The sequence below is a fragment of the Candidatus Thiodiazotropha sp. AKAK2 genome, from assembly GCF_058244685.1.
This window is the reverse complement of sequence record NZ_JBSYOP010000020.1, coordinates 54,625-71,834: the sequence shown is the minus strand read 5'-3', so window position 1 is coordinate 71,834 and position 17,210 is coordinate 54,625. Positions and strand designations below refer to the sequence as shown.

The 17,210-nt window shown below is 47.5% G+C and carries 16 protein-coding genes and 1 tRNA gene; 4 read left to right on the top strand and 13 right to left on the bottom strand.

All coding sequences use genetic code 11. The features are described 5' to 3' along the window. The first annotated feature begins 224 nt into the window (after nucleotides 1-224). The gene (locus AC4IE8_RS07785; protein WP_490790728.1) at nucleotides 225-437 is read left to right on the top strand and encodes a hypothetical protein; all 213 of its coding nucleotides are present in this window, start codon (nucleotides 225-227) and stop codon (nucleotides 435-437) included. Between the two features lie 140 nt (nucleotides 438-577). On the opposite strand, the gene AC4IE8_RS07780 is transcribed toward AC4IE8_RS07785, so the two are convergent. From AC4IE8_RS07780 to AC4IE8_RS07770, 3 genes are all read right to left on the bottom strand, one after another. Beyond that, complete coding sequence (locus tag AC4IE8_RS07780; protein ID WP_490790727.1) at nucleotides 578-1,279, bottom strand: hypothetical protein; 702 nt, start codon at nucleotides 1,277-1,279, stop codon at nucleotides 578-580. A 662-nt stretch (nucleotides 1,280-1,941) separates the two neighbouring features. Beyond that, complete coding sequence (locus AC4IE8_RS07775) at nucleotides 1,942-2,991, bottom strand: hypothetical protein (protein ID WP_490790726.1); 1,050 nt, start codon at nucleotides 2,989-2,991, stop codon at nucleotides 1,942-1,944. 158 nt (nucleotides 2,992-3,149) lie between these two features. Next, on the bottom strand, nucleotides 3,150-5,021 hold the full coding sequence (locus AC4IE8_RS07770) for a DEAD/DEAH box helicase family protein (RefSeq protein ID WP_490790725.1): 1,872 nt from the start codon (nucleotides 5,019-5,021) through the stop codon (nucleotides 3,150-3,152). Between the two features lie 405 nt (nucleotides 5,022-5,426). On the opposite strand from AC4IE8_RS07770, the gene AC4IE8_RS07765 reads away from it, so the two are divergent. Beyond that, a tRNA-Pro gene (locus AC4IE8_RS07765) sits at nucleotides 5,427-5,503 on the top strand. Nucleotides 5,504-5,667: 164 nt separating this feature from the next. On the opposite strand, the gene AC4IE8_RS07760 is transcribed toward AC4IE8_RS07765, so the two are convergent. Next, nucleotides 5,668-5,943, bottom strand: a complete 276-nt coding sequence (locus AC4IE8_RS07760; RefSeq protein ID WP_068989999.1) for a hypothetical protein — start codon at nucleotides 5,941-5,943, stop codon at nucleotides 5,668-5,670. A 291-nt stretch (nucleotides 5,944-6,234) separates the two neighbouring features. On the opposite strand from AC4IE8_RS07760, the gene AC4IE8_RS07755 reads away from it, so the two are divergent. Further along, nucleotides 6,235-6,864, top strand: a complete 630-nt coding sequence (locus AC4IE8_RS07755; protein ID WP_068989996.1) for a LysE family translocator — start codon at nucleotides 6,235-6,237, stop codon at nucleotides 6,862-6,864. Nucleotides 6,865-6,873: 9 nt separating this feature from the next. Here AC4IE8_RS07755 and AC4IE8_RS07750 read toward each other — a convergent pair whose 3' ends face one another. The 8 genes from AC4IE8_RS07750 to rluD all read right to left on the bottom strand — a co-directional run bounded on the left by AC4IE8_RS07750 (nucleotide 6,874) and on the right by rluD (nucleotide 15,629). Beyond that, nucleotides 6,874-9,183: a Tex family protein gene (locus tag AC4IE8_RS07750; RefSeq protein WP_490790724.1), complete on the bottom strand. Its 2,310-nt coding sequence runs from the start codon at nucleotides 9,181-9,183 to the stop codon at nucleotides 6,874-6,876. Nucleotides 9,184-9,408: 225 nt separating this feature from the next. Then, complete coding sequence (locus AC4IE8_RS07745) at nucleotides 9,409-10,101, bottom strand: GNAT family N-acetyltransferase (RefSeq protein WP_490790723.1); 693 nt, start codon at nucleotides 10,099-10,101, stop codon at nucleotides 9,409-9,411. A gap of 308 nt (nucleotides 10,102-10,409) precedes the next feature. Further along, entirely contained in the window at nucleotides 10,410-11,735 is a 1,326-nt protein-coding gene (locus AC4IE8_RS07740; protein ID WP_068989983.1) for a UDP-glucose dehydrogenase family protein, read from the bottom strand. A 395-nt stretch (nucleotides 11,736-12,130) separates the two neighbouring features. Further along, nucleotides 12,131-12,790: a lysophospholipid acyltransferase family protein gene (locus tag AC4IE8_RS07735; RefSeq protein WP_490790722.1), complete on the bottom strand. Its 660-nt coding sequence runs from the start codon at nucleotides 12,788-12,790 to the stop codon at nucleotides 12,131-12,133. A 95-nt stretch (nucleotides 12,791-12,885) separates the two neighbouring features. Further along, complete coding sequence (def, locus tag AC4IE8_RS07730; protein ID WP_068989976.1) at nucleotides 12,886-13,410, bottom strand: peptide deformylase; 525 nt, start codon at nucleotides 13,408-13,410, stop codon at nucleotides 12,886-12,888. Between the two features lie 3 nt (nucleotides 13,411-13,413). After that, nucleotides 13,414-13,932, bottom strand: coding sequence for a glycine cleavage system transcriptional repressor (locus AC4IE8_RS07725; protein ID WP_068989974.1), 519 nt, complete (start codon nucleotides 13,930-13,932; stop codon nucleotides 13,414-13,416). Between the two features lies 1 nt (nucleotide 13,933). After that, the gene (gene pgeF, locus AC4IE8_RS07720; RefSeq protein ID WP_068989971.1) at nucleotides 13,934-14,674 is read right to left on the bottom strand and encodes a peptidoglycan editing factor PgeF; all 741 of its coding nucleotides are present in this window, start codon (nucleotides 14,672-14,674) and stop codon (nucleotides 13,934-13,936) included. Then, nucleotides 14,664-15,629, bottom strand: coding sequence for a 23S rRNA pseudouridine(1911/1915/1917) synthase RluD (gene rluD, locus AC4IE8_RS07715; RefSeq protein ID WP_068989969.1), 966 nt, complete (start codon nucleotides 15,627-15,629; stop codon nucleotides 14,664-14,666). Before rluD ends, pgeF begins: the two co-directional genes overlap by 11 nt. Before the next feature lie 167 nt (nucleotides 15,630-15,796). Between rluD and AC4IE8_RS07710 the strand changes: the two genes are divergently transcribed. After that, nucleotides 15,797-16,567, top strand: coding sequence for an outer membrane protein assembly factor BamD (locus AC4IE8_RS07710; protein WP_490790721.1), 771 nt, complete (start codon nucleotides 15,797-15,799; stop codon nucleotides 16,565-16,567). Between the two features lie 102 nt (nucleotides 16,568-16,669). Here AC4IE8_RS07710 and AC4IE8_RS07705 read toward each other — a convergent pair whose 3' ends face one another. Further along, the gene (locus AC4IE8_RS07705; protein ID WP_068989963.1) at nucleotides 16,670-17,008 is read right to left on the bottom strand and encodes a P-II family nitrogen regulator; all 339 of its coding nucleotides are present in this window, start codon (nucleotides 17,006-17,008) and stop codon (nucleotides 16,670-16,672) included. Nucleotides 17,009-17,210 lie beyond the last annotated feature (202 nt).

The following is a 17,210-nucleotide window of genomic DNA, read 5'->3' as shown; positions in this document are numbered from 1 at the left end:
CCCAAAGTTTTGGTATCTTTATTCATGGTGGTGGTCCTTCTGTTGATTGTTGGTTCGTTTGGTCACTTACCATTTAATCAACAAGGCCACCGCCTCTTCAAATGTGCGAAAGAAATTTTACGTTATCAATTTAATCAGTCAATATAAATAAAATATGTTAATATAAACCGCTAAATTGGGATTATAAAATGATTACAAGAAGAATCTATTATAAGAATAAAGGCATGGATAATGAAGACTATATCTTTCTTGATTACGAACCGAAAACAAAAATATTTATAGTACGTAAAGGTTATTCACATAAAATCTCAGGCTCTCTTAAATGGGATGGAGAGGAAGATTATTATACGCTCGATGAATTTAGAAAAAAATATCCTGAGTATATAAATAAACTTGAACAGTTAATTATAGATATACAAAAAGAAGTAAACAAATAAAGTAGTCAGACAGTTTTCTGTTATTTACGATTTTAGCTTGTATCACCTAAGTTAAAAACTTACTTTAATGAAATGTTATTTACAAGCAGAATTAAACTTACAGGCAACAGTACAAAACTACAGATATCAAATTTGAGTAGTTATGATCTTGACTTAACTATCTCGAGATCGAAATCTATGTCAACAAAAGACACATAGTAATCTTCCTGATCACTATATTTCCCCATAATTTCATAAGCAGTAGTAACTGTATTTTTACTATAGGATACATATTGACCTTTGTTTTCTCGACTAAGAATTACAAAATTAGTTATAAATTCATCAATTAAGAAATACTCATCGCATTTTTTCTTGCAACTATATAACAGATTGATTGATGTTGTATTTCTTTCGCTAAGCTCTTTAAGTAACTCAATACCTTTAGAAATACGCATGCACATGACATTATCTTTTTTATCGCATTCTTCTCTATCACCCATAATAATACTAGGTGCCACATTGAAATACTTATAGTATTTTATTGGTATAACTTTTGGCACTTCAAAAGTATTATGATAAAAATGATATCTTTCTTTTTTATCTATTTCCCATCTTTGAAGTCTCTTATCTTTTCTAACTATATAAAAAATTGATTCAATAATGGCGTATATGGTAAGTGCACCAATATTATTACTTAGATTACCTCCAAACATTAAAAGAGGATTCCACAAGACTATCAAAATATAAACTACTGAAATAAATACAGTACGAAAAATAGTAGTACTCTTATCCCTTTCTTGACCTAGTGTATACTTATAATTTATATCATGTACATAACTAGCATATGTGTCATGGTAACTCATATCGTAACCCCACTTGTTAGTACAATTAAGTTCTTTCAAATAAGAAGAACAATAAAGATATATCTCTACCTGTTAATTATCGTGTTTTATCGTGAGACTTAGCTTTTCTCTCATAACTATTTAATAAGACATAAGAAAAAATGAAAAAGACACATATCTCCACTATAAATCTTGCTGTTGTATTAATTTCTATTTGATCAAATGTATATACAATCACCATCATAAATGTAAACCAGAGAATCCAGTAACGCCACGATAAGCGTTGCCAGTAATCTAATTCACCAGATATACAACCCGTATTTACGAAATGAAATATTCTCCATGAGAACATACCACCAATGAATATTGCATAAATACCAAAGATAGTTAAATTACTCTCGCCACAATCATATTTTCCACAACTGACAGGATAGTCATAATCATAACGAAATGTCACTTCAAATTGTTTAAACAAGAATAAGAAAATAATTATTATGATAATAAATGAACAAATACTAATAAATACTGAAAAATATAACCTCATCAGCTAACTCCAATATTTTTTTCATTTGCGACTTCTATTCTACATTCAGGTTTCTTGATTTCTTTAATAGTAATTATTGTCACTAGTTATTTATTTTTTAGCTAGCCTCGGAATATTGAGTACATTTAATTTATTATAATCATGACATTATAATATTAAGTATTTCTTCCATTATTTTTTGTCTGTCAGTCTTATTATCAAGGTTTAATTTGTTTTGCTTTACTAGCCAATTAATATAAGCTTTCCACTCTTTTATCGGAAGCGTTCTAATATTGTCTACTTTGTATTTTAGCTTTCTATATGCATAGTTTCTCTCATCGTTAAACGAAGAAAGTAACTGCTTAGATAATATCTTCCATTGTGACTTTCTTGGTGGATTTGATAACCTAAACGATAGATTCTCTCTAACTTCAACATTTAACATACTTAGGTCATAATCATCTATTTCTACTAAGAACTCAGGATAAAAATAAATTGATCTTTCGATATCTGTAGCTATATATTCAAGTCTCTCATGTGGACTTTTCTTTAGTAAATATGCAGTTAATACAAAACGTTCTTGTCTTTTTTGATGTTGATATTTCTCCCTATTATTTCTGATTGGGGTTTTCACAAGCCTCCTTGATAATTTAGCGTGTTCATCCATTGTTAATTTGCCATGCTTAGGGTCCAGTTCAAGATATCTTCTTACTTCATCACAATCACTATCTTCCGATAACTTAACTGCCAAATTTACTGACTTTGTAATACTATTAGTAATTATTTTTAAATATTCATAGAGAAAATACTGTGTATATTTACTAAGTTGCTGACTACTACATGATCTGTAGCTATCATCTATATTTTTGTAATTAAGATTAAGTTGATGTAGCAACTGAATTGGTAAATGTATAGAACATGACGCACCACATGAAGGCTGTACATTGAGAAAAGGGGCTGAAACTTTACACCACTTATCATATAAACCAGGTAGATAGTTATATATGCCCTGATGTAACAAGTTTAAACAATACAAACAACAGACAAAATCTGTCGGATGGCTTACTTTAGAAAACAGGCCTGATCTGAATACTGACCACAAACCTTTGTTACACCCTACAGTTGGCAATTCATCTGCGGCATCATTATATTGATAAAAAATCTCAATATCTTTTTCATAATATTTAGGGAAGTACTTGGTTGGCTCCATGGTTGTCTCTTTATATTTTCAATTTACTAACAACTCAGAATTATTCTCTCAAAGCTACAAATATAATTTGTTATAGTTCACCCAATTTAATTTGATGAAAAAAGGGGCTAACTACTAACTTCCATGTTAATAGCCAACTTGCCCTTCCCTATAAGAGATTACGCTGCAAGTTGTTGCCTGACAGACACATAGTTATACCCCTCTACATACCACTCAGTGTACTCTCCCATCTTGACCTGCTCTTTGAGTGTGTCATTTACTTTTCTCCACGTTTTCGCTGTCAGTGATTCAAATTCACCCATAATAAATTGATGCATTTCCTTTCTGGATACCTTGAGTTTGTCAGATTGATTGAGGTATTGCTTTACAGCATTAACAACCTCTTGAACAAATGGATCATTGTGTTTTGCTGGTAGATATTTCAATTCTAAAGGCGACCATCTGGCACCACTAAGTATTTCACCATCCTTAAACCCTTTTCTTATCTGTGCTGGATAGTTATGGAACATCCAGATAATCATCTCACCAGCCACACCTTTGTTTACTCTCCTTAAATTCCCACGACTAACAGCTTGATATGCTGTATGAAATATTTCACCATACTTGACCAAATCAATGTTTTCTCCCCCTAACTCCTTGAGAAGATTTTCTGACTCAGATAAATACATTGCCTGGTGTGTATAAACAGGCTTTTCTAACATGCCAGCAAGTATCACATGCTTACAGTCCACATAATGATTACTGGCAGTCTCGTTACCATAGGTTTCGAAGGAAACATTCTGATATCTTAGTGGCAGAATTTCTCTTACCGAATCTTCGATTTGTCTGATAATATCCAGTCCTGGTTTATTTTTGTGGCTGAAAACCAATACTTTATCATCCTCCGGTAGACTACGAAGAAGATCCAGCACTTCATTCACTACTCGGTTTCTTCGAGGTAATCCTCCAAACTCAGTTTCGAAAAACCTTTTACCACCATTCGTCTTTGCATAGTTGACAGTAACTTGTGAGTAATCGAATTCTATACCACTTGATACGTGTGTAATCGAATCATTCAAATTTGCTGCGTATCTGACTGCGATTGAAGCATCTAGAGCAATAATCTTATTCAACTCTTGCGGGACTGCAATGTCATAACTGATCAGAGCAGTATTTTCTTTGCCTTCTATCCTAAAACTAGGTTCTTCACAATTACAGTGATCCAAGAATCTCTTCAGTGGGGTATCTGATTTACCACTAGACACCGTAATAGCGTGGTTATACTCGACTTCTACAGGTGGCAAACTGACCACTAGGAGTTCGCCTGAACGTGTATCAATAGCCTGGTCTAGCTTTGACTGACAAATGGCCAGGTACTCAGACAATTCAACAGTTTGTGGATTAGAGAACTTGGTCTCTCTCTCAACCTTCCTTCGAAAGTCAAAAATTTCCCTGACTAAGCTCTCATAATTATCGGACATATAGTTAGTGACCCACAAGGTCTCGTCATAGAAAAGCAGGTCTCTCGGCACTCCTTCATCGACCTCAGACCTTGCCCTATACCAATAGTCCTTAACATTACGCTTTCCTCTCAACATCTGATGAGACATCAGAATATATTTTTTATCAGCCCACTCTTCTTTTGGTGTGGAGGGTAATGAGGCATATGTGGCAGGTAGAATTGGCTCATCTATTCTTGAACCATCCTTTTTACTATGAATCAAACCAATAAGGTCAGCAGAAACGCCAAGATTGGCCAGATTTTTGTGCAGATCACAAAGACCTTCAATTTTCTCCTGAGCCACCACTATGCTTAGATCCAAATTTAATTCTTCAACTGCAAGAATTGTGGCAATTACAGTGGTAGTTTTTCCTGCCCCTGTGGGTGCATCGAAAGCGAATCTTCCAGTATCACCCCCAACTAGCATCCTAGCTGCTTTTTGGGCCATTCGCCTCAATCCTTCCCTGTGGCTATCAGAAAGGTTGTTTCCGTATTGTTCTAATAGGTTTATTTGATTTTTATGAATTGTTTCCTCTAACTTGTAAGTCATTAATATCCTTCATTATATTGTTGTCACTTATTCAGCATCCTGCTTGGAGCATGTACACCATATCTAATCAATCCCTTCACAATCTCCTATAAATAGTTTGTAACAGGGTATAATCTCACATTATTTAACATAATGTCAAGTGCTCGGCAAAAAACACGAAAATACAGTAAGTTACAATAATTCTGTATCTCTCTTGGGAAAAAATAATGACATCTAATCAAAAAAGTCGGGGTGAGAGGTTTCGACAGCCAGAGGCTGCAAGGAGCAAAGCTCCGTCACCTCCGGTAATTCTTGTATCAAATCTGTATCACTAGAAAGCAAATCACCATCGAAATCGATGCATTTCAGTCATTGCGAGGGGATTCAAGCTACTGTAAACTCCTGACTCCGCAGAGGTTCAAGCATCGGGGTGTAGCTCAGCCTGGTAGAGCACTGTCTTCGGGAGGCAGGGGCCGGAGGTTCGAATCCTCTCACCCCGACCAGTCACACAACCACCATCCTGTGGTCACGCTTATCGCTGTAAAATCATTCGTTCGCATCAATCGGATTCAACCGGCCGTTTTCCAGACTTGCCAACTGATGTCACCGGAATATTAAGCCGCAGATAATAAAGAGAGGGTGGAGAAAACCCCACCCTCGCTCTCTTTTACCAATAAAGCGGTACACCAACATCGATCAGAATGCTGCCATAGCCTTCGTCCAGACCACCTTGCGGCTTGGCGACGGATTTTGCGTAACCCTTGCCTGAATGGAGAATCGAGCTACCATAGTTATCACCGATGCCGGGCTGTACGGCGGTAGGCAGTTTTGTCGATTCAGGTATGCCGTCATAGAGGTCATGATTCTCTCCGGTTACATCAAAAGCACCGGCATAAAGATTGGTTGATAAGATCATTGCTGCAGTGATTGCCAAGGTTTTCATATCGCTCTCCTCACAAGTTTTAAACTGATAACATTTCGCTCTGTGTTCAGTTTTATCTACGGACAGTTGGGGAGAGTGGATTCAATCAGATTGGACTTTTTTATTAGCACCTGAGACAAGCAGCTCGACATATCTACGGTGTTAAGATTGGCAGGGTATAGATTTAGTCTTCTTGATCAGTCAATAGACAAGCCGTTGGCGACGTAGTTAAGCGGATCACTATTAGGGCATATTGGATTAGTGTTAACAGGCCCTTGAGGTACATTCAGCAGTGTTGAGGAGTACGAACCTTTGATCAGCCTGACCACTGCCTATGCATTTATCACAGTATCCTTTGTACTCTGCCTGGCACCGGGCCCCGATAATATCTTTGTCCTGACACAGTCAGCGCTTTATGGAAGAGTTAAAGGTTATCTGGTGACATCAGGTCTCGGTACCGGTCTGATCGTGCACACGCTGGTGGTTGCACTTGGCTTCGCCGCACTGTTGAAAACTTCACCGTTTGCCATCACTCTATTGAAAGTCATCGGTGCCGGTTATCTCAGTTATCTTGGCTGGCTCTCCCTGAATGCAGCGCAAAACAGCCTGACCAGTAGCGAGCGCGTCTACCTCTCCCCGGTTCAGCTTTATCGACGCGGCATCATCATGAATGTCACCAACCCCAAAGTGACCATCTTTTTTCTCGCATTCCTGCCCCAGTTCACCAATCCACAGCAGGGCCAGGTGGCACAACAGATCATGCTACTCGGTTCACTCTTTATTCTGGTCACCCTTGTGACATTCGGTGTCATCGCCTTTCTTGCCGGCAGCCTGGGCACCTGGCTCAATCAATCACCAAAAGCACAGCAATACCTCAATCGGATTGCAGGTCTGGTATTGATCGCCCTTGCACTGAATCTGCTCTTCAGCGATATCGGCTGAGTAGTTATCTCAAACCTTACCCAGTTTGGCGAAAGCTTCCGCCATCGCACCTCTTGGTGCCTGTGATGATCTCTTCTTTGCGCTTGGGGTCTGTTGGCGCTTCTCGGTCCTGCTGTTTTTACTACGCTCACTGCGTGATGCGTTTGCTTCATCGGTCAGGCGCATGGAGAGCGCAATTCGTTTACGCGGGATATCCACATCCATGACTTTGACTTTCACCAGGTCCCCCGCCTTGACAATTTCACGGGTATCTTTGACAAACTTGTCGGAGAGTGCGGAGATATGCACCAGGCCATCCTGGTGAACCCCAATATCGACAAACGCACCGAAGTTGGTGACATTGGTCACCACCCCTTCGAGAACCATGCCGCTTTTAAGATCCTGCAGATTTTCCACACCCTCTTTAAAGGTTGCCGTTTTGAATTCGGGCCTTGGGTCCCTACCCGGCTTCTCCAGTTCTCGGATGATATCCTCCACCGTAGGTTGACCGAATGTGTCATCGGTAAACTCCTTGGCAGAGAGTTTTTTCAGGAAGGGGGTATCACCAATCAGAGCTGACATCTCTCGCCCGGTCTTGGCCAGAATGCGCTCTACCACCGGATAGGCTTCCGGATGCACGGCAGAGGCATCGAGCGGATTGGTACCATTCATAATGCGCAGAAATCCGGCGCACTGCTCAAAGGCTTTTTCACCGATGCGGGGTACTTTGAGAATCGCTTTGCGATTGGCGAATGCACCATGCTGATCGCGAAACTTCACCACATTGTCCGCCATCAGGGTGGAGAGACCAGCCACCCGATTTAACAACGGTGCCGAAGCTGTGTTGATATCCACCCCGACCGCGTTTACACAATCCTCGACCACCGCATCCAGTTGACGGGCCAGCCTGGACTGGGAAACATCATGCTGATACTGCCCCACACCAATCGACTTGGGTTCAATCTTCACCAGCTCAGCCAGGGGGTCCTGAAGACGCCGGGCGATTGAGACCGCGCCGCGCAATGAGACATCCATCTCGGGGAACTCCTGGGCGGCAAATTCGGAGGCCGAGTAGACCGATGCCCCTGCCTCACTGACCATCACTTTAGTCAGCCGCAACTGCGGATGTTGCTTGATCAGATCCGCAACCAGGCGATCGGTCTCACGGGAGGCGGTTCCGTTACCGATACTGACCAGCTCCACTTTGAATTTTGCCGCCAGATCCGCCAAAGTTTTCAACGACTCCTGCCAGTGTTTTTTCGGTACATGGGGATAGATGGTTGCCGTTTCCACCACCTTTCCGGTGCTGTCGATCACTGCAACTTTGACACCGGTTCTCAAGCCGGGATCCAATCCAATGGTGGTACGGGGACCCGCAGGCGAGGCGAGTAACAGGTCATGCAGGTTGCGCGCAAAAACCTTGATCGCCTCCTCTTCTGCCGCCTCGCGCAGGCGGGTTTTCAGATTGTTATCCAGGTGGGTAAAGATCTTGATCCGCCAGGCCCAGCGCACCACCCCTTTCAGCCAATCATCGGCAAGTCGCCCCTCGTCATGCACCCCCATCTGGCGCGCAATCATCCGTTCTGCCACACCCATCTCTGCAGCATTCAATCCCTCATCTTCGGGCAAGATCAGCTCCAGGCTGAGGATCCCCTCCTGGCGCCCCCTGAACAGGGCCAGTGCACGATGTGACGGGATTTTGTTGATCGTCTCGGAGTAGTCGAAGTAGTCAGAGAACTTAGCGCCCTCCTTTTCCTTGCCCTCAACCAACCTGGAGGTGAGCTCAGCAGAATCCCAAAGGTGTTCCCGCAGCCGGCCGACGAGTTCCGCATCCTCGGCAAACTGTTCCATGAGAATCTGTTTGGCCCCATCCAGTGCCGCATCGGTATCCGCCACGCCTTTCTCTTCATTCAGGTAGGCTTGCGCCTCCTGTTGGGGCTGCAAACCGGGATCATTCAACAAGGCTTCGGCCAATGGCGCCAAACCCGCTTCACGGGCAATCTGCGCTTTGGTGCGCCGTTTAGGCTTGTAGGGAAGATAGAGATCTTCCAATCGGGTTTTGGTATCTGCCGCCAGCAGGGATGCTTTCAGCTGATCGGTCATTTTGCCCTGCTCCTGGACCGATTTCAGTACCGCTTCACGTCGCTCTTCCAGTTCATTCAGATAGCTCAGACGCTCCACTAAATGGCGTAGCTGAGTATCATCCAGACCACCGGTCACCTCTTTGCGGTAGCGTGCGATGAACGGGACGGTTGCCCCCTCGTCGAGCAAGCCGACCACCGCATCGACCTGGTTGATTCGTATACTCAGTTCATCTGCAATACGTTGTGAAATTGACATCTAATATCCTGGCTGAAATGGAGCGAGGCCGGGATAGTAACAAAGCCGATAGAGAGGTGAAATATTGACTTTCGGAAAAACCGAAGGCTGTTACGCAATCTTGATCCGATCAGTAAATCGTCTGCTTTCACTGAAGTGAGTAACTGCTGGGAAGCTTCATGCTTACTATCACCATGCATTGAAATCCCCGTTGGTCGCCTGCCGGGTAAACGATTTGTCGCCGGATTAATGCCTAAACCTGAATGGCACATCCAGACTCTGCTTCATCAGGTCCATGCCCACACCCGACTGATATTTGAAAGCACCTGAGAACAGACTCTGCATCTGTCGGACCAGCCCGTCCATGAAATCCAGCGGGTTGTAGATCGGTGCCACCCCTAACGGTACAGGCAGGGTGGCTTCGGCGATCATGACACCCCCGTCGTAGCGAAAAACGGCCTCTCTACACACCTTCAATAGCAGCTGCTTCATCTCCTGATTATGTGCAAGACACTCGAAACGGAAACGGTTGATTCCCCGTTCGAGGGCTGCCGAGACCAACCGCTTCAGCAACAGCTGTCCCAATCCCTGCCCCTGCATGGAGTCGGCCACAGTCAGGCCGACTTCCGCGGTTTCTGCATCACCCGCCAGGCGAATGAAGCGACCAATGGCTACCCCTTCTGTTTCATTTCCTGACTCATCGAGGAGTACCATGCCCAGGGCGAAGTGGTCCATCTGGTCCACTTCTGTGAAGTAGGCCAGCTCCTGTTGCGACAGAAATCGCTTTTCAGCCATGAACCGACGTAGGCGGGATTCGCCTGAAAGTGAATCAAAACCCTGCTGCAGTAACGCCTTGTCATTGGGTGTAATCAATCGTAAAGCGATCCTCCGGGTAGCGTCCAGAGCCACAACCTCCCGGAATGAATCATTAAATTTCAATAAGTTAACCATTAAGAACACCTATCCATAATCTACCAGCAAGAGCCTAGCGCAAAACCAAAAAAAATTGTGCACTGCAACATATGACTGCAGAAATTTCTCTGGGTTCCATTTTCAGGCCAGAATGTGGTTCGGTTAGAGCTGCGAGCGGATGAGGCCCACAATCCGCTGAAGGGATTTGGCGAGTTGTGATTGCTGTACGGGCAGAGAGCCGATCGAGTCGCTTCTGAGTGGGTTATCTGGCGATCAGAGGTAGAGTGATACCGACCGGCGCCTCACACAGGAGGCGCCATCCCGGTGAGTTTCGATCAATCACCACGCCCTATGGCGTAGTAGCTGAATCCTGACTCCTTCATACGCGCAGGGTCGTAGATATTACGGCCATCAAACACGACCGGCGCGGATAGTGCCTGCTTTATCTGCTCAAAGTCCGGGCTTCTGAACACCTGCCATTCGGTCACCACGATCAGTGCGTCCGCACTCTCAAGGGTGCCATCCTGGTTATCGCAATAGACCAGATCGTCACGCTCACCGTAGATTCGATGACACTCCTCCATGGCCTCAGGATCGAATACCCGTACGCTTGCACCCGCTTCCCAGAGTGACTCCATCAGTACCCGGCTTGAAGCTTCACGCATATCGTCCGTATTGGGTTTGAAGGAGAGCCCCCAGAGGGCGAAAGTCTTGCCTTTCACATCACCGGAATAGTGGCGCATGATCTTCTCAAACAGCACCCGTTTCTGGCGATAGTTGACCGCTTCGACCGCCGTCAGCAGCTGCGCGTCGTAGCCAACCTGTTTGGCTGTACGCTCAAGTGCACTCACATCCTTGGGAAAACAGGAACCACCGTAACCGCATCCAGGATAGATGAAGGCGTAGCCGATCCGGGTATCCGCACCGATGCCGTGACGAACCTGTTCGATATCGGCACCGAGGCGCTCCGCCAGATTGGACAGCTCATTCATGAAACTGATTTTGGTGGCGAGGATCGCATTGGCTGCATACTTGGTTAACTCTGCGGAGCGGATATCCATCGCAATCAGACGGTCATGATTCCGGTTGAAGGGCAGATAGAGGGCTCGAAGCAGCTCGGTGGTACGCGGGTTGTCCGTACCAATGATGATCCGGTCCGGCTTCATGAAATCGTCCAACGCGGCGCCCTCTTTGAGGAATTCCGGATTCGATACCACATCGAACTCTACCTGCTTGCCTTTTGCCTGCATGGTCGACTCAATGCGTTCCCGTACTTTATCCGCGGTACCTACCGGCACGGTGGATTTGTCCACCACCACCCGGTAGTCTTGCATATTCTCGGCAATCGACTCGGCAACGGCCAGCACATACTGAAGATCAGCTGAACCATCCTCGTCCGGTGGGGTACCGACGGCGATAAACTGAAACAGACCGTGATCCACCGCCTTCGCAACATCCGTTGTAAAACTGAGTCGGCCAGACTGAGCATTCCGCTCAACCATTGAATCAAGACCGGGTTCGTAGATCGGGATCTCTCCCCGATTGAGCATGTCGATCTTGTTACTATCTACATCCATGCAGACAACATCATTGCCCACCTCAGCCAGGCAGGCACCTGTGACCAAACCCACGTAGCCCGATCCAAATACGGTTACTTTCATCGGTATCCCTTAATTAGTGAAAATTAACTGGCGGCAATGATACTTGTTTGCGGTTTAGGAAACCACACCAGGCCCTCAATACCCAGCATTGGCGGTATTTTTTTAGGGCCTGTTAACACCAATCCAATACGCCCTGCTGGGACTGTTTTTGTGCCCAGCAAGGCAGAATGAGCGTAGTGTAGTTATTCTACATGAGCGAATGATAACGCCGCTGGGCGCAAAAACAGACCCAGCCCTCCGGGTTGCGCCTGAAAAAGCGCCACTCGGCGTTGCTCGTCATTCATTTGGACTAACAAAACTACGCTCCTCGCGCCTTGATTGGCGCTTTTTCAGGCGCAACAAGACGTATTGGATTGGTGTTAACAGGCCCTAACATGGCGACACACTATGTCATGCTATTCGCCATCCAGCGCCCGCTCGATCAGCTGGTTCAGCTCCTCATCACTGAGCGCAGAGCCCTCGATCTCAGCCTGCAGTTTAACCACTGCCCGGCTACGCAGGATAACCGGCCTCATGACCTCTCCCGGAGCGGCGACACCACTGATGTGCAGCGCAATCAACGGGAGTTTTGCTCTTGCAGCCAGACGGGCAGCGCCAGGTTTTATCTTTCGCGGCGGATCGCTATCGAGGTGGATCTTGCCGTGGGGAAAGAGGGCGATCACTTCACCCTCCGCCAAGGCTTTGAAGGCCTGGCGAAGGGCTTTCTCCGGGGAGTTCTCACGGTCCACAGGAATGCACCCCACCGCACGAAACAGCCTCTGCATACCGAATCGCTGGTACTGCTCTCTGGCAATCAGGAATCTCAGCGGCCGATCGCACGAGGCAATCATCAGTAGCGGATCGAGCCCTGAGATATGGTTGGAGACCAGGATTGCACCACCCTCTCTGGGCAAGGGTACCGGCACCGATTGAAGGCGATGGTAGTGATGACAAAACAGCCGGTTCAAGCCATCCATGCGATTCAGCCAGAAAGACCCCCAGTCAGCACCATTGGCATCCCGGCAACGGCCATTCAACCAGAACAGAAACAGGGCAACCAGAAGTAGAGTAAGCATAATCTTAAACTTGTGGAATCATCGCAGCATGCTACATCATGAATTCAATCAGTGACTATGACCTGATCTTATGCTGGGTGAGGGCCTGATTGGCGCTATTTGCGCTTCTTGCCACCCTTCTGATAGACCTTTCGCTGAAACAGATCGGTTCTGCGACTCACCAGTCGATCAATAAACAGCATCCCGTCCAGATGATCGACCTCGTGTTGCAGAGCTCTCGCTTCATACCCTTCCATCTCAAACTCCCGGGGTTCGCCTTCAGGGGTCAAGGCGTGCATCTTGATCCGTTCGGCGCGAATGACATTTCCCGTATAATCCGGCACGGAGAGACAGCCTTCCCGTCCCAGCTCGAAGCCATCCCACTCGGTGATCTCAGGATTGACCAATACCAGCCTGCCATGATTGGGTACCGGTTTGCGGGTGGTCGAACAATCGATGATGACAATCCTCTGCAGTCTACCCACCTGAGGTGCAGCAATACCGACAGCCGCCGGTCCCGCCTGACGGGTCTCTTCCAGATCGTCGATGAATGCCAGCAGTTCATCATCAAACCGCTCTACCTCTTGCGAGACCTCTTTCAATCTCGGGTCTGGCAATTTCAGAATATCGAGTACCGCCATGATTCAACCAATCAGTGTCTCGATGGCTGAGACGTGCACATCGATCTCATCTGCCTCGAGCCTTCCAAGGGCCGTTTCCAGAGTTTCAATGGTCGCCTCGGTGTAGCCCTGGATCGTCATGATGTAGACAGGATCATCTTGGCTACCCACCACATCCGAATCCAGCTCCAGAATATTGAAGCCACTTTCAGCCAACAATCCGGTAACCTGCGCCACGATTCCAGCCCGGTCCGCGCCATTCACCCGAACCTGAAAATTGGGCACCCGGTGCTGATGCAGTCCGCCATGGATCGGATCCAGATGAAGTCGCAATCCCAGTTTCTCCGCCACTGGTGCAATGCAGGCGGACAACGCCTGTTCACTCTGCCCACCATCCACCATCATCATGATGGTGAAATTACCACCCAATCGAAGCATGGAGGCCTCGCCCAGGGTATAACCGCCACGGAACAGGGCATCGGTCACCTGTGCGACAATCCCAGGCTGATCTTCACCGACCAGCGTCAACATCTGCCATTTCATATCAACCCCTTTCAAGCCAAATTAATGAGGCCATTCGTCCAGTCACACCATCTCGACGATAAGAGAAGAAGCGTTCGCGGTCGGCCACTGTACAGTAATCTCCCCCACTGATGAACCCCACACCCGAGCGGATCAATCGCTGGCGGGCCAGTTGATAGATATCCGCCAACCAGTGACCAGGCCGCCCCGCCTCAAATGCCAGCGCATCCTCTGTCGCCTGCTTTATGAATACTTCACGTACTTCGTCACCCACCTCGAATGCAGCCGGACCGATCGCCGGTCCCATCCAGGCGAGAATGGATTCCGCCGGCGCACTCATTCTGGCAACTGCCCGTTCAATGATACCCGAAGCGAGTCCCCGCCAGCCGGCATGCACCGCCGAGACCTCCCGACCATCACGATCGGTAAGCAACAGCGGCAAACAGTCTGCGGTGAGTACGGCACAGACCACGCCACTTCGGCTGGTGTAAACCCCATCAGCCTGACACCCCGGGCTATCCCGCTCACCGAGTGCAATATGACAACCATGGATCTGAGTCAGCCAGAACGGTTCCCCCGGGAGCCTGAGATTGTCTGCAAGACGCTCACGGTTTTGTGCCACAGCATGAGGATCATCCGTGACATGTTCAGCCAGATTCAGACTCTCAAAATCACCCAGGCTAACTCCCCCCAGGCGAGTGGTGGTCCCGGCCCGGACCTGTGTCGGGGCCGGCCAGTCCGGTTCGATCAGCTCAATGGTCATTCGCTAAAAGCCTCAGCAGCTGTTGCATGTCGGAGGGTGGCGGAGCTTCCCAGCTCATCAGCTCACCGCTGTCAGGATGAGTCAGCTCCAAGCGGGTGGCATGCAGGGCCTGGCGCTTAAACTGCCGCAGAATCTCAACTGCTTCCTGAGACAGGCCCGGGGGAATCTTCTGGCGTCCGCCATAGAGTGGATCACCCAGCAAAGGATGGTGGATATGGCTCATATGCACCCGGATCTGGTGGGTCCTGCCGGTTTCCAGATTTACCTGCAGATAGGTGTGTGCAGCAAATCGCTGCAATACCCGATAGTGTGTTATCGCCTGCTTGCCACTCTCGACAACTGCCATTCGCAGCCGGTTCACCGGATGGCGACCGATCGGTTTATCAACGGTGCCACCGGATACCATACTCCCTTGAACAAGCGCCCGGTATTCGCGTTTTACGCTTCTTGCCTGCAGCTGTTGCACCAGAGCATGTTGTGCCTGCAGCGTCTTGGCAACCACCAATAGACCACTGGTATCCTTATCCAGACGATGCACGATTCCCGCCCGTGGCACGGCAGTCAGCTGCGGGTGGTGGTGGAGCAAGCCATTCAGCAGAGTACCACCTGGATTACCGGCTGCAGGATGCATCACCAACCCAGCGGGCTTGTTGACCACCAGCAGGGAGTCATCTTCATAGAGCAGATCGAGATCCATGGCTTCAGGCCTGTCAGACACCTCTTCCGAGAGCAGCGCCCTTAATACCACGCACTCACCTCCCTTTACCTTGTCCTTCGCCCGACAGCTCGCCCCATCCACTTCGACCAATCCCTGTTTGATCCAGTTTTGCAGGCGACTGCGGGAGTATTCCGGACAGAGTTCTGCCAGTAACTGATCAATGCGCATACCCGCCCGTTCAGGAGGCACTTGAAAGGTTTGTGTGGGAACTTCTGACAAGGACTCAGGATCGGACATTGCAAGACCACCCTGAGTAGGATTTTCGCACACAGCCACGACCCGCCTCACAGGGAGCCATTCCCTGCAATCCGGGAAAACCTGCGGCGCGGACGCGCAAGTTATACCGTAACTGCGGCTTTCCGTTATACTCACGCGTCAAATCATGTTTCATCCAGAGATTGGCCATGACCATAAAAACTTTTTCAACCATTCTGCTCATTATGCTGCTGACAGGATGTGCCCTGCCGGAGCAGGCCGATCCCACAAAAAACTGGAGTGCCAGTAAATTCTACTCCGAAGCCAAAACCTATATGCTGGATGGTGAGTTCGACCTGGCCATCAAATACTACAACGGACTGCAGGCACGCTATCCGTTTGGGCGCTACGCCATCCAATCCCAGCTCGATATCATCTACGCCCACTACAAAAACGGCGAACCCGACTCCACCATTGCTACCTCCGACCGCTTTATCAAACTCAATCCGCAAAGCCAATATGTGGATTACGCCTATTATATGAAGGGACTGGCCAACTATAACCGCAATCAGAGTTTTCTCAGCAGTATCCTGCCCACGGATTCATCGGAGCGGGATGCGGGCGCTGCACTGGATTCATTCAACGACTTCGCCGAGCTGATACGTCGATACCCTGACAGCAAGTACTCGGCAGATGCTCATCAGCGCATGCTCTATCTGAGAAACAACCTCTCCAAATACCAGATTCATATTGCAAGATACTATATGAAACGGGGCGCCTATCTGGCAGCAGCTAACCGCGCAAACCGGGTGGTCACCAAGTTTCAGCGCACAGACTCGGTTCAGGAAGCGCTGGAAATCATGATCGATGCTTACTCCCGTCTCGGCCTGACGGATTTGGCCAAGGATGCTCAGCGTGTATTAACTCTCAACCTGGAAAACGGTCGTCTTACCCAACCCACCGCTGACGAGGCGGAGTGATCCACGATCGCCCCACTTCCCTGGACAACAAAAAACCGGCAGATTGAATCAATCCGCCGGTCTCTTTGAATCGATCAGACAAACCGTTTGTACTAAGGCGCTTTAGATCGCCGCTTCATTCTCTTCGCCGGTCCTGATACGGATGACCTGTTCCACTGGGGAAACGAAAATCTTGCCGTCGCCAATTTTTCCTGTACGTGCCGCATTGGTGATGGCATCGATGCAAGCCTGAACCTGCTCACTGGCTACCACCAGCTCCAATTTCACCTTCGGCAGGAAATCGACCACATATTCAGCACCACGGTAGAGCTCGGTATGCCCTTTCTGTCGGCCAAACCCCTTGACTTCAGTGGCGGTCATTCCGGTAATGCCCACCTCTGACAAGGCCTCACGAACATCCTCCAGTTTGAAAGGCTTGATGATTGCTTCAACTTTTTTCATTGTTACTCTGCTCTCGTAGGATAATCTTTCGCATCAGGTAATAATGGATTGTAACGCTGAGCCAACCAGCGAGTCTACGACCCCCCCGGAAATTGCTGCAACAAAACCCAATATTTGATGAATTCAGGCTGTTAACGGCAGAGTGCCTCTTCAATTCCCAACAGAGTCACCAACAAAACTGAGCAGGGAATTATTATAGACA

Coding starts and splice junctions, on each gene's coding strand:
- AC4IE8_RS07785 (WP_490790728.1), top strand. CDS start 225: ATGGATAATGAAGACTATATCTTTCTTGATTACGAACCGAAAACAAAA.
- AC4IE8_RS07780 (WP_490790727.1), bottom strand. CDS start 1,279: ATGAGTTACCATGACACATATGCTAGTTATGTACATGATATAAATTAT.
- AC4IE8_RS07775 (WP_490790726.1), bottom strand. CDS start 2,991: ATGGAGCCAACCAAGTACTTCCCTAAATATTATGAAAAAGATATTGAG.
- AC4IE8_RS07770 (WP_490790725.1), bottom strand. CDS start 5,021: ATGACTTACAAGTTAGAGGAAACAATTCATAAAAATCAAATAAACCTA.
- AC4IE8_RS07760 (WP_068989999.1), bottom strand. CDS start 5,943: ATGAAAACCTTGGCAATCACTGCAGCAATGATCTTATCAACCAATCTT.
- AC4IE8_RS07750 (WP_490790724.1), bottom strand. CDS start 9,183: ATGTCAATTTCACAACGTATTGCAGATGAACTGAGTATACGAATCAAC.
- AC4IE8_RS07740 (WP_068989983.1), bottom strand. CDS start 11,735: ATGAAAGTAACCGTATTTGGATCGGGCTACGTGGGTTTGGTCACAGGT.
- AC4IE8_RS07735 (WP_490790722.1), bottom strand. CDS start 12,790: ATGCTTACTCTACTTCTGGTTGCCCTGTTTCTGTTCTGGTTGAATGGC.
- def (WP_068989976.1), bottom strand. CDS start 13,410: ATGGCGGTACTCGATATTCTGAAATTGCCAGACCCGAGATTGAAAGAG.
- AC4IE8_RS07725 (WP_068989974.1), bottom strand. CDS start 13,932: ATGAAATGGCAGATGTTGACGCTGGTCGGTGAAGATCAGCCTGGGATT.
- pgeF (WP_068989971.1), bottom strand. CDS start 14,674: ATGACCATTGAGCTGATCGAACCGGACTGGCCGGCCCCGACACAGGTC.
- rluD (WP_068989969.1), bottom strand. CDS start 15,629: ATGTCCGATCCTGAGTCCTTGTCAGAAGTTCCCACACAAACCTTTCAA.
- AC4IE8_RS07710 (WP_490790721.1), top strand. CDS start 15,797: ATGACCATAAAAACTTTTTCAACCATTCTGCTCATTATGCTGCTGACA.
- AC4IE8_RS07705 (WP_068989963.1), bottom strand. CDS start 17,008: ATGAAAAAAGTTGAAGCAATCATCAAGCCTTTCAAACTGGAGGATGTT.